The organism is Duganella sp. AC917, from assembly GCF_979258245.1.
In genome coordinates, this window is record NZ_OZ409848.1 from 5,098,203 (window position 1) to 5,110,962 (window position 12,760).

A 12,760-nucleotide genomic window follows, 5' to 3' on the forward strand; every position below is an offset into this window, starting at 1 on the left:
GTCTGACTGCCGGGTAACAAATCAACCGTGCGCACAGGCACATTGGCCGCGATTCAGACACAAAAAACCGCCGATTACAGCTGCGGGGGTCAAGTCTGTCATTCGGACACGAACTGATGCGTTAACCCGGCTGCTTCCTTCCTAAGGCTTAGCCCGTGTCCGAATGACAGACTTGACCCCGAGGGTTGCGTGCGCGCAGGCACATTGGCCGCGATTCAGACACAAAAAAACCGGGCAGCGAACGGGGATCACCCACTCGCTCCCGGCTGGGAAGCAAACCGTTCCGCTGCCGCCGATTAACGTGGCAGGTCGGAATAGCCCATCAGGAACTCGTCGACCGCGCGCGCGCATTGGCGCCCTTCGCGGATCGCCCACACCACCAGCGACTGGCCGCGGCGCACGTCGCCGGCGGCAAACACTTTAGGCGCGGAAGTCTTGTAGCAACCCTCGCCATCGGTGGTGGCCTTGGCGTTGCCGCGCGCATCCTTGTCGATGCCGAAGGCGTCGAGCACGTTGGCGACCGGCGACACGAAGCCCATCGCCAGCAGCACCAGGTCGGCCTTCATCTCGAATTCCGAATTCGGCACTTCGGCCATCTTGCCGTCTTTCCACTCGACGCGGCAGGCGATCAGCTTCTCGACCTTGCCGCCCTTGCCTTCCAGACGCTTGGTGGCGACCGCCCAGTCGCGCTCGCAGCCTTCCTCGTGCGACGACGACGTGCGCAGCTTGGTCGGCCAGTACGGCCACACCAGCGGCTTGTTCTCTTGCTCCGGCGGCATAGGCATCAGTTCGAACTGGGTCACCGAGGCGGCGCCGTGGCGGTTGGAGGTGCCGACGCAGTCGGAACCGGTGTCGCCGCCGCCAATGACGACCACGTGCTTGCCGGTGGCCTTCAGCTGGTCCTTGACCTTGTCGCCGGCGTTGACCTTGTTTTGCAGCGGCAGGAAGTCCATCGCGAAATGCACGCCCTTCAGCTCACGACCCGGCACCGGCAGGTCGCGCGGCTGCTCGGCGCCGCCGGCCAGGATGACTGCGTCGTATTCTTTTTCCAGATCTTCCGGGAAAATGGTTTCCTTGGCCCAGTTGTTGACGTTGGCCGGGAAGTCCTTGCCCACCAACACGCTGGTGCGGAAAACGACGCCTTCGGCTTCCATCTGCTTGATACGGCGGTCAATGTGCGACTTTTCCATCTTGAAGTCTGGAATGCCGTAACGCAGCAGGCCGCCGACCCTGTCGCTCTTTTCAAAGACGGTCACGGCGTGGCCGGCACGCGCCAGCTGCTGCGCTGCCGCCAGGCCGGCTGGGCCGGAACCGACCACGGCTACTTTTTTGCCGCTCTGTTGGGTGGCCGGCTGCGGCACCACCCAGCCGTGTTCCCAGCCTTCGTCGATGATCTTGTGCTCGATCGACTTGATGCCGACCGGATCATTATTGATGCCCAGGGTACAGGCCGACTCGCAAGGCGCCGGGCAGATGCGGCCGGTGAACTCCGGGAAGTTGTTGGTCGAGTGCAGCGTGTCCAGCGCTTCGCGGTAGTTGCCGCGATAAACCAGATCGTTCCAGTCCGGGATGATGTTGTTGACCGGGCAGCCCGTGTTGCAGAACGGGATGCCGCAATCCATGCAGCGCGCGCCCTGCACCTTGGCCTGCTCGTTGGTCAGGGTGATGACGAACTCGGAATAGTTCTTCAAACGCGCCGCTGGGGGCAGATAGCCCTCGTCCTGACGCTGGAATTCCATGAAACCGGTGATTTTACCCACGATAAATCCTTAAATATATTCAGTCAACGACGTCGGTCGGAGGCGCTCAGGCGGCGATCGGCTGTACAACGGCGGTTTCGTTCGCCACGTCCGTCGCCATTTCGGCCAGGGCGCGTTTGTATTCGCTTGGGAACACCTTGACGAACTTGCTGCGGCCATCGGCCCAGTTGTCCAGCAACAGACGGGCGCGCGTGCTGCCCGTGTGCTTGAAGTGGCGCTCGATCAAGCGCTTCAGGATCACCTCGTCCGCTTCCGCGCCCTTGTCCTTTTGCTGGACGTGCCAGGTGGCCTTGTCCGCTTCCTGCTGCTTGGCGGTCACGACCGGCTCGAGCGACACCATCGCGGTGTTGCAGCGCGAGGCGAAATCGCCGTCCGGGTCGTACACGTAGGCGATGCCCCCCGACATGCCCGCCGCAAAGTTGCGGCCGGTGCAGCCCAGCACAACGACGGTGCCGCCGGTCATGTATTCGCAACCGTGGTCGCCGGTGCCTTCGACGATCGCCGTGGCGCCGGAGTTACGCACCGCGAAACGCTCGCCGGCCACGCCGTTGAAGAACGCTTCGCCGCTGATCGCGCCGTACAACACCGTGTTACCGATGATGATGTTGTTGACGGCCCAACCGCGGAATTCGGTGTTCGGACGCACGATGATGCGGCCGCCCGACAAGCCCTTGCCGACGTAATCGTTGCCTTCGCCAACCAGGTCGATCGTGATGCCGTGCGCCAGGAAGGCGCAGGCCGACTGGCCTGCCGTGCCCTGCAGCTGGATGTGGATGGTGTCGTCCGGCAGGCCGGCATGGCCGTAGCGCTTGGCCACTTCGCCCGACAGCATGGTGCCGACGGTGCGGTTGACGTTGCGCACCGGCGAGATGAACGAGACGCGCTCGCCCTTCTCCAGCGCCGCCTTGGCTTGCGCGATCAGCTTGTGGTCGAGCGCCTTGTCCAGGCCGTGGTCCTGTTCCATCGTGTGATAGATCGAGTGGCCGTCCTGTACTTCCGGCTGGTAGAAGATGGCGCTGAAGTCCAGCCCCTTGGCCTTCCAGTGCGAAATCGCCTTGGATTTGTCCAGCAGGTCGACGCGTCCGATCAGCTCGTCATAGGTGCGGATGCCCAGTTGCGCCATCAGCTGACGGGCTTCCTCGGCGACGAAGAAGAAGTAGTTGACCACGTATTCCGGCTTGCCGGAGAACTTGGCGCGCAGCACCGGGTCCTGCGTGGCGACGCCGACCGGGCAAGTGTTCAGATGGCATTTGCGCATCATGATGCAGCCCTCGACCACCAGCGGCGCGGTGGCGAAGCCGATCTCGTCGGCGCCCAGCATGGCGGCGATGACAACGTCGCGGCCGGTACGCATCTGGCCGTCCGCTTGCACGCGGATGCGGCTGCGCAGGCCGTTCAGCACCAAGGTCTGCTGCGTTTCAGCCAGGCCCAGCTCCCAAGGGGTGCCGGCGTGCTTGACCGACGACAATGGCGACGCGCCCGTGCCACCGTCATGGCCGGCGACCACGACGTGGTCGGCCTTGGCCTTGGTGACGCCGGCGGCGACGGTGCCGATACCCACTTCCGACACCAGCTTGACCGAGATCGAAGCGCGCGGGTTGGCGTTTTTCAAATCGTGGATCAACTGCGCCAGATCTTCGATCGAATAGATATCGTGGTGCGGTGGCGGCGAAATCAGGCCCACACCCGGCACTGAGAAGCGCAAGGTGGCGATGTATTCCGACACTTTATGGCCGGGCAGCTGGCCGCCTTCGCCAGGTTTCGCGCCCTGGGCCATCTTGATCTGGATCTGGTCGGCCGAGTTCAGGTAGGCGGCGGTGACGCCGAAACGGCCCGAAGCGACCTGCTTGATGCGCGAGCGCAGCGAATCGCCTTCCTGCAAAGGAATGTCGACCACCATCTGCTCTTTGCCCATAACCGAGGCCATGGTCTCGCCCTGCTTGATCTTGATGCCTTTGAGTTCCATCGTGTAGCGCGATGGGTCCTCGCCGCCTTCGCCGGTGTTCGATTTGCCGCCGATGCGGTTCATCGCCACGGCCAGGGTCGCGTGCGCCTCGGTCGAGATCGAACCCATCGACATCGCACCGGTGGCGAAACGCTTGACGATTTCCTTGGCCGGCTCGACTTCCTCCAGCGGAATCGCCTTGGTCGGGTCCAGTTTGAACTCGAACAGGCCGCGCAGGGTCAGGTGACGCTTGCTCTGGTCGTTGATGATCTGCGCGTACTCTTTATAGCTGGAGAAGTTGTTGCTGCGGGTCGAATGCTGCAGTTTCGCGATCGCGTCCGGGGTCCACAGGTGGTCTTCGCCGCGCACGCGGAAGGCGTACTCGCCGCCGGCGTCCAGGTTGTTGGCCAGCACAGGATCGTCGCCGAAGGCCAGGTTGTGCAGGCGCAGCGCTTCCTCGGCCACTTCGAACACGCCGATACCTTCGACATTGGACGCCGTGCCCTTGAAGTACTTGTCGACCAGCGACTTGTTCAGACCGACAGCTTCAAAGATCTGCGCGCCGCAGTACGACATATACGTGGAGATGCCCATCTTCGACATCACCTTCATCAAGCCCTTGCCGATGGCCTTGGTGTAGTTGTAGACGGCCTTGTCGCCCGACAGGTCGCCCGGCATGCCGTGCGCCAGCTCGACCAGGGTTTCCATCGCCAGGTACGGGTGGATCGCTTCGGCGCCGTAGCCAGCCAGCAGCGCGAAGTGGTGGGTTTCGCGGGCCGAGCCGGTTTCGACGACCAGACCGGTCGAAGCGCGCAAGCCCTTGCTGACCAGGTGCTGATGCACGGTCGATGTGGCCAAAAGCGCGGGGATGGCGACACGATCGGCGCCGATCGAGCGGTCCGACACGATCAGGATGTTGTGGCCGGACTTGACGGCGTCCACTGCCTCGGCGCACAGCGACGCCAGGCAGGCTTCGATGCCTTCCTTGCCCCAGCTCAGCGGGTAGCAGATGCTCAGCTCGTACGACTTGAACTTGCCGCCGGTGTGCAGGCTGATGCCGCGCAGGCGGGCCATGTCGTCGAAGCCGAGGACAGGCTGCGACACTTCCAGGCGCATCGGCGGGTTGACGTTGTTGGTGTCCAGCAGGTTAGGCTTGGGGCCGATGAACGACACCAGCGACATCACCATCGCTTCGCGGATCGGGTCGATCGGCGGGTTGGTCACCTGGGCGAACAGCTGCTTGAAGTAGTTGTACAGCGGCTTGAGCTTGTTGGACATGACGGCCAGCGGCGAGTCGTTGCCCATCGAACCGGTCGCTTCTTCGCCGGCGGCGGCCATCGGCGCCATCAGGAACTTCAGGTCTTCCTGGGTGTAGCCGAACGCCTGCTGGCGGTCCAGCACGGACGCGACGGCTTTTTCGCCCGGCGCGGCGCTGTACTTGACGCGGTTGTGCGCCAGTTGGCTTTCGCTCAGCTTGATTTCGTTGAGCTTGATGCGCACGGCGTTGATCCAGGCCTTGTATGGCTTGGCGTTGGCGTAGGTGTCTTTGAGCTCTTTATCGTCGATGATGCGGCCAGCTTCCAGGTCGATCAGGAACATCTTGCCGGGCTGCAGACGCCATTTCTGGATGATTTTCGACTCTGGAATCGGCAACACGCCCGATTCCGACGCCATCACCACCAGATCGTCGTCGGTGACGATGTAGCGTGCCGGACGCAAACCATTGCGGTCCAGCGTGCCGCCGATATAGCGGCCATCGGTGAAGGCCATGGCGGCCGGGCCGTCCCATGGTTCCATCATCGCGGCGTGATATTCGTAGAACGCACGGCGATTGTCGTCCATCGTGCCGTGATTTTCCCAGGCTTCCGGAATCATCATCATCATCGCCTGGGCGATCGGGTAGCCCGCCATCAGCAGCAGTTCCAGCGCGTTGTCGAAGCAGGCGGTGTCCGACTGGCCTTCATAGATCAGCGGGAACAGCTTTTGCAGGTCTTCGCCCAGCACGGCGGACTTCATCACGCCTTCGCGCGCGCGCATCCAGTTGAAGTTACCTTTGACGGTGTTGATCTCGCCGTTGTGGGCGATCAGGCGGTAAGGGTGGGCCAGCGGCCATTCCGGGAAGGTGTTGGTCGAGAAACGCTGGTGCACCAGCGCCAGCGCCGAGACGCAGCGCGCGTCCTGCAAGTCCTTGTAGTACACGCCGACCTGGTCCGCCAGCAGCAAGCCTTTGTAGACGATGGTGCGTGCCGACAGCGATGCGACGAAGAATTCCTTACCGTGCAGCAGTTTGAGCGCCTGGATGGCGTGGCCGGACGATTTGCGGATCACGTAGAGCTTACGTTCCAGCGCGTCGGTCACCATGATGTCGGCGCCACGGCCGATGAAGATCTGGCGGATGACTGGTTCTTTGGCGCGCACGGTCGGCGACATTGGCATGTCGCAATCGACCGGCACGTTGCGCCAGCCCAGCACGACCTGGCCTTCGGCGCGCACGGCGCGCTCGATTTCCTGTTCACAGGCGATGCGGGAAGCGTTTTCCTTCGGCAGGAACACCATGCCGACGCCGTATTCGCCGGGCGGCGGCAGTTCCACGCCTTGCTTGGCCATCTCATCGCGGTAGTACTGGTCCGGGATCTGGATCAGGATACCGGCGCCGTCGCCCATCAGCGCATCGGCGCCCACGGCGCCCCGGTGATCGAGGTTCTTCAGAATCAGCAGACCCTGTTCGACGATGGAGTGGCTTTTATTTCCCTTGATGTGGGCGACGAATCCGACGCCGCAGGCATCGTGTTCATTGGAAGGATCGTACAGACCTTGGGCTTTCATGGGGCTTCTCCGCTGGCAATTAGGCTAATGAGAAACTAGAGTAGTGCAATGCAGCGTAAAAGGCAACCATAAGAAATAGGGTCAGAGTCGAATTAATTTTCTTGGAGTTGCCTAAAATTTTAATTAGGGACAGAGTGAAACCGGTTTGGAAAAAACCGCAGGAACGTTCGCTTCCTGCGGTTTTGCCGAATTAGCTTAGGCCGATTCGGTCTTGATTTTGAACGGCCGGCCGCGTTTAGCAGGCAAAACCTGGCGCTTGACCTTGTTCTGCAACGCTGTCTTGAACTGGTCCGATCCCAGCGGCCAGCCCTTCAGAAGCGCCTTGCTGATCAAGGCGATCTGGTCATCCGTGAGCGGCGGTTCGCTCAAGGCTGTGTAAGCGGCCTCGCGCTGGAATGGCGTATTACCGAGCGCCCAGAACTGCGCATGGTCGACCACCAGCCCGTCCGAGCGGATGCCGGCATGGTGGCAATAGCTGGACCACGGATAGTCCTCGGCGCGGCTGACCATGCCGTTGCGGACCGGGTTGAACTCGATATATCGGCTGCACAGCATGAAATATTCATTGGCATCGATCAGCGAGGTTTTGTAGCGTCCATTCCACAAAGTTCCACTGCGGCTATATTTTTGATTAAAGTAGGGGACATAGTAGCGGCCGATCCATTGCATCATCTGGCCCAGGCCGTTCTCGTCGGATGGAGTGACCAGCAAATGCAGGTGGTTGGGCATCAGCACGTAGGCGTGCACGGCCACCTTGTTGTTCTTGGCGGCAGTGCGCAGCCAGCCGTGGAAGGCTTGGTAATCCTCGGCATCGTGGAAGATCAGCTGGTCGTTATTGCCGGTCTGGATGACGTGGTGCGGCTGGGAAGGAACGATCAGGCGGGGAAGACGGGCCATATTAGCGAAATGTAAATTCGCCCGTGGAATGTCGTGTCGATCGGGCGGTGGTGGGCGAATACGAAATTCTACACCACTCTGTCCCTAATTATGCCACCGAGTTCAGGACAGGTTAAAGCTGGCCGACAGACTGTAGCCTTCGCCGTAGGCGCTGCGCAGCGGCAGATCCTGGCCGAGGCCGGTGCGCGCCTTCTTGCGCAGGCGATACACCAGCATGTCCACACGGCGCCCGGCGTCCGGATCGTCGCCGCCAATGCCGGCCACGATGACCTGGCGCGGCACCGGGCGGGTGTTGATCGTCAACAGATGCAGGAAATTGCATTCCTTTTCCGTCAAGGTGATCGCCATGCCTTGCAGCTCGAGCTGGCGCGCGCTCACTTTCAAGGTCCACTTGCTTGGCAGCGGGATGGTTTCCTGCGGACCCACGCGGCGATCAAGTGCCTCGATATGCGCGGCCAGTTCCGGGAATTTGATCGGCTTGGTCAAATAGTGATCGGCGCCCAGGCGCAGACCGAGGATGCGGTTGTCGAAGGCGACGCGGCCGGTGAGCACCAGCAGGCCGATCTGCGGGTAAAGCTGGCGCATGCGCGGAATGACGTTAAAGCCATCTTCATCGGGCAAGCCGAGATCCAGCACCACCACACCCACATTTCCGTGACTCAAAGCCGTCCACATATCGCTGGCGTTATTGGTGATGTGCACTTCGTGTTGTAGCTCAATCAGGAACTCCGCCATTTCTTCGGCGTAGTCCAGATTGTCTTCCACGATAAGTATTTGCGTCATTGATGCGCCATTTGATCGATTGTTGAGCTTTGCGCCCCTGCTGCTTCAGCTTGTATGCGGGGAATTATCACTGTTGCCACTCGCTCACGCAAGACTTTTCCCGGGAACGGTAGTTACCGGCAGCCAAATACGAAATTCCGCGCCGCTTTCAGAAACATTTCTCGCCGTGACAGTGCCGCCGTGGACGTCGGCGATCGCGCGCGCCATGTACAGCCCCAGGCCCGATCCGGCCACGCCGGCCGCATTGCCGCCCCGGTAAGCCTTGGCGAAGATGTGTTCGAGCTCGGCTTCCGGCACGCCGGCGCCGCCATCGCGCACGAGGAACTCGACACCGCCCTCGCTTGCCACTTTGCCTATCAATTCTAACGGAGTCTGCTCATCCGTGTATTTGACCGCATTGTCGACCAGGATTTCCAGGCACAGGCGTATGCCAGCAGGGTCGCAGCGCATCCACTGCGGCAACGCCTCGACGCGCAGATCGACGCGATTGCGGCGGCTGCGCGCCTGCTGCGCGACCGATTCCAGCAGCGCGGCCGGCGAGATCTCGTCGGGCTGGCGCGCGCGGCCGATGCTGGCCATGCGCTCCGGCGACAGGTACTCGTCGAGCATCGCCAGCATGCGGTCGACCGCCGTCTGGATCTTGCGGTAGCGCTTGCGGGTGCCTTCGTCGTGGTGGGCGCCGGTCATTTCCAGCCGCTGCACGGCGCCGTCGATGGTCGACAGCGGCGTGCGGAATTCGTGCGACAGCATGGACGCGAATTTTTTCTGCTGCTCGGCCAGTTCGCGCCGCGCTGTCAGGTCGCGCACCACGCCGACCACGGTCACCGGCACGCCGGCATCGTCGAGTATTAATGTGGAATCGATTTCAACCGGCACGACGCGGCCGTCGGCATGCGCCAGCTCGGTCTCGCGCACCTCGCGGCGGGCGCTGCCGTCACCACCGGCGAAACGGGCCAGGCGCGGCGCCAGATCGCCCAGCAGGCCGGCTGCGATGGCGTCGGCAGTGGCCAGCGTGTAGCCGAACTGGCGCTCGGCCGCCGGACTGAGCCAGGTCAGCCGCTGGCTGGCGCAATCGGCCATCCAGCTGACTTCGGTACTGTTATCGAGCAGCAGGCGGTAGCGGGCCTCGTTGGCCTGCGATAGCGCCAGCGCCGCCTGCAACTCGTCGACCGAGGACACCCTTACTCCACCAGCGGTGCGAAGATCTGTTGCAGATCCTCTTGCGTGAGCGCCATTTTCTGAGACTCACCCTCGGCCAGGATCGATTGCGCCAGGTCGGATTTTTTCTGCTGCAGCACCTGGATCTTTTCTTCCAAGGTGCCTTTGGCGATCAGCTTATAGACGAACACCGGCTTGTCCTGGCCGATGCGCCAGGCGCGGTCGGTGGCCTGGTTTTCCGCCGCAGGATTCCACCACGGATCGTAATGGATCACCGTGTCGGCCGCCGTCAGGTTCAGGCCGACGCCGCCCGCTTTCAGGCTGATCAGGAAGATCGGCACCGCGCCCTGCTGGAACGCCGCCACCTGCGCGCTGCGGTCCTTGGTGTCGCCGGTCAACAGCGCGTACGGGATGTTGCGCGACTCGAGCTCCTGCTCGATCAGCTCGAGCATGCTGGTGAACTGCGAGAACACCAGGATCTTGCGTTTTTCCTCCAGCAAATCCTCGACCATCTGCATCAGGTCGATGAGCTTGGCCGAGCCTGCCGTCTGCTTCTTCGACGGCAGCGACTTGACCAGGCGCGGATCGCAGCACACCTGACGCAGCTTGAGCAGCGCCTCGAGGATCACGATCTGGCTGCGCGCCACACCTTTGCGGTCGATTTCCTCGCGTACCTTTTGGTCCATCGCCAGCCGCACGGTTTCGTACAGATCGCGCTGGGCGCCGGTCAGTTCGACCTTGCGCACCATTTCGGTCTTCGGCGGCAATTCCTTGGCCACGTTGTCCTTGGTCCGGCGCAGCAAGAAGGGCTTGATGCGGCGGTTCAGCAGCGCGCGGCGCATCGGGTCGTCCTGGCGCTCGATCGGATGACGGAACACGCTGTTGAAGCCCTTCTCGTCGCCCAGCAGGCCGGGCAGCAGGAAGTGGAACTGCGACCATAATTCGCCCAGGTGGTTTTCCAGCGGCGTGCCGGACAGACACAGCCGGTGGCGCGCGCGCAGCAGGCCGGCGCTTTGCGCGGCCTTGGAGCGGGTGTTCTTGATGTAGTGCGATTCGTCCAGGATGACCAGGTGGAAATCGTGCTCGCGCAGCTTCTCCTCGTCGCGCGGCAACAGCGCGTAGGTGGTCAGCACCAGGTCGGCCTCGTCGATCTGGTCGAACTGGCCCATGCGGTCCTTGCCTTGCAGCAGCAGCACGCGCAGGCTCGGCGCGAAACGGGCCGCCTCCTCCTGCCAGTTGCCCATCAGGCTGGTCGGCGCGATCACCAGCGCCGGCGCGGTCAGGCGGCCGGCCTCTTTTTCAACCAGGATATGGGCCAGGGTTTGCACCGTCTTGCCCAGGCCCATGTCATCGGCCAGGATGCCGGCAAAGCCGTATTCGCGCAGGAATTGCATCCACGACAAGCCGTCGGTCTGATAATCGCGCAAGGTGGCCTGGAGGCCGGCCGGCGTGGCGACTTTTTTGACTTCGCCGAACTGGTTCAGACGCGCGCCCATGTCGCGCAGCTCGGCGCCACCGTTCCAGTTCAGTTCGACATTGCGGGCCAGTTCGTCCAGACGCGCCGCGTCCAGCGTGGCCATGCGCAGCGAAGTCTTGATCTTGTCGCTGAAATACAGCTCGCCCAGGGTCGTCAGGATCGGCTTGATGCGGCCCCACGGCAGCGCCACGCGCGCGCCGTCGGCCAGGGTCGCCAGCATCTGGTCGTCGTCGCCGTGGCTGGCGATGGCTTTCGGATTGAAATCATTTGGCGCGTTGCGTATCAATTGCACCAGCACGGGCAGCAGCGGCACGCGCTCCTGGTCGACCATGATGCCCAGCTCCAGTTCGAACCAGGCGCGGCCGCCGTCGGCCGGGTATTCGGTCACGTTCGCGTACCAGTCGCCGACTTCGGTGACGTCATAGCGATACTTGGTCGTCTTTTCGACTTTCCAGCCGGCGTCCTTCAGCGCGGCGATGCCGTCGCGGGCGAAGCGTATCCACTCGGCCTGGCTGGGCAACAGCAACCCGCCTTTGACGCTGCTGAGCGGCAACGCGGTCGGCGCCTGGAAGCGCCGCTCGTTGAGCAAGGCGAGCGCCTGCTCCTCGGCGGCGGCGTCGCGCTGGATGATCTCGGTGACTTCGCCCTTCTGGCGCACCACGCGCTGCGACGGATCGAAGGAAACGCGCTCACCGTCGTAGTCGAACGACAGCACGGCGAAATCATGCCAGCGCTGTAGCGAGCCGTCGGCCAGCATTGCCGCGTCCAGCGTCAGCACCGGACGCGGCTTGACGTCGTCGCGGACCCGCTGCGGCAGCGGCTGCGGCAGCGGCATCAGCTGTTGCAGGCCGTGCGCCAGCAACAGTTGCGACACGCGCATCTTGTCGTTGGCCGTCAGCAGCGGCGCCTGCGCCACCAGCGCCTGCAGGTCGGCCAGCGGAATTTCGGCGCCGCCCTGGTTCAGTTGCAGTACGCCGCAGGACAGGTTGTCGATGTACCAAGGCGGATCGGTCGGCAGCATGTAGTCGACCTGGTCGGCGCCGTTGCTGGTCGGCCGCGCGCCCGGCGGCGCCTGCACCTGCCAGCCCAGCCGCAAGCCCTTGCCCTCTTCGCGCCAGGCCAGATTGGCTTCGCGCAGCACACCGCCCTTGAGCGGATACACCAGGCCGTTGCCGACATCGGCCCAGGAATTTGCCCACAGCAATTTATCCTGCTCGGCCAGCATTTGCAGCAGCGCCGCGCCGATTTTGCCGCGCGGCTCGGTGGCCGAACCGGTCTGCGAGTTCTGGCCGCTGCGCATGGCGACAAAGAAGCGGATCAAATCCTCGTCGCCGGGCGCCAGGAAGGTCGGCGGCGCCGACAGCAGCGAGAACACCTCGCTGACCGGCGTGGCGGCGGCGACGTCGCCGTTCGAGCGCAGCCGCGCCTTGTACAGGCACAGCGCCACGTGGCGGCCGCCGCTGGTGGGCGCCATCACATAGATCAAACGGTACTGGGTTTGTTTCGGATCGCTATCGACCGGCGGCGCGGTCAGCTTGGCCTTGGGATGCGCGGCGGCATCGACCCGCTGCAACCAGGTGGCCACCGCGTACGACAATTGGTTCGCGGGCGGCGGCGGCAGGCGCGTTGAAATAACCTGGGCAGCCGGAGCCGCCGGGGCGGCTGGCTTGGCGGGAACCTCGTCGGTGGCGTCGTCGCGGGTAAAATCCATAGGTCGCATTGTTGTTCAAAGATGGTTCAAAAACGGCAACAGGCGATATTATCCGCCATACACGCGTTCGTGTTTGCGGATTCTTTTGAAAAACCCGCGCGCTTATGTGCCTTTGGTGTCTTTAGCCACCTCAAACACGGTTCAACATTTGCGGATCGGCTATATCTTCGTCGATTTCGACTGTCAAGACTGGCACAATCGCG

At 62.9% G+C, this 12,760-nt stretch carries 6 protein-coding genes; all 6 read right to left on the bottom strand.

Features of this window, described 5'->3' with window-relative positions; all coding sequences use genetic code 11:
- Positions 1-296: 296 nt before the first annotated feature.
- Complete coding sequence (locus ACZ0BA_RS22240) at positions 297-1,760, bottom strand: glutamate synthase subunit beta (RefSeq protein WP_463453339.1); 1,464 nt, start codon at positions 1,758-1,760, stop codon at positions 297-299.
- A 46-nt stretch (positions 1,761-1,806) separates the two neighbouring features.
- Complete coding sequence (locus tag ACZ0BA_RS22245) at positions 1,807-6,531, bottom strand: glutamate synthase-related protein (RefSeq protein ID WP_463453340.1); 4,725 nt, start codon at positions 6,529-6,531, stop codon at positions 1,807-1,809.
- 195 nt (positions 6,532-6,726) lie between these two features.
- Positions 6,727-7,428: a transposase gene (locus ACZ0BA_RS22250; protein ID WP_463453341.1), complete on the bottom strand. Its 702-nt coding sequence runs from the start codon at positions 7,426-7,428 to the stop codon at positions 6,727-6,729.
- A gap of 102 nt (positions 7,429-7,530) precedes the next feature.
- Positions 7,531-8,211, bottom strand: a complete 681-nt coding sequence (locus tag ACZ0BA_RS22255) for a response regulator transcription factor (RefSeq protein ID WP_463453342.1) — start codon at positions 8,209-8,211, stop codon at positions 7,531-7,533.
- Positions 8,212-8,295: 84 nt separating this feature from the next.
- Positions 8,296-9,390, bottom strand: coding sequence for a PAS domain-containing sensor histidine kinase (locus ACZ0BA_RS22260; protein WP_463453343.1), 1,095 nt, complete (start codon positions 9,388-9,390; stop codon positions 8,296-8,298).
- A gap of 2 nt (positions 9,391-9,392) precedes the next feature.
- Entirely contained in the window at positions 9,393-12,557 is a 3,165-nt protein-coding gene (locus ACZ0BA_RS22265; RefSeq protein ID WP_463453344.1) for a DEAD/DEAH box helicase, read from the bottom strand.
- Between the last annotated feature and the right edge of the window lie 203 nt (positions 12,558-12,760).

Coding starts and splice junctions, on each gene's coding strand:
- ACZ0BA_RS22245 (WP_463453340.1), bottom strand. CDS start 6,531: ATGAAAGCCCAAGGTCTGTACGATCCTTCCAATGAACACGATGCCTGC.
- ACZ0BA_RS22250 (WP_463453341.1), bottom strand. CDS start 7,428: ATGGCCCGTCTTCCCCGCCTGATCGTTCCTTCCCAGCCGCACCACGTC.
- ACZ0BA_RS22255 (WP_463453342.1), bottom strand. CDS start 8,211: ATGACGCAAATACTTATCGTGGAAGACAATCTGGACTACGCCGAAGAA.
- ACZ0BA_RS22265 (WP_463453344.1), bottom strand. CDS start 12,557: ATGGATTTTACCCGCGACGACGCCACCGACGAGGTTCCCGCCAAGCCA.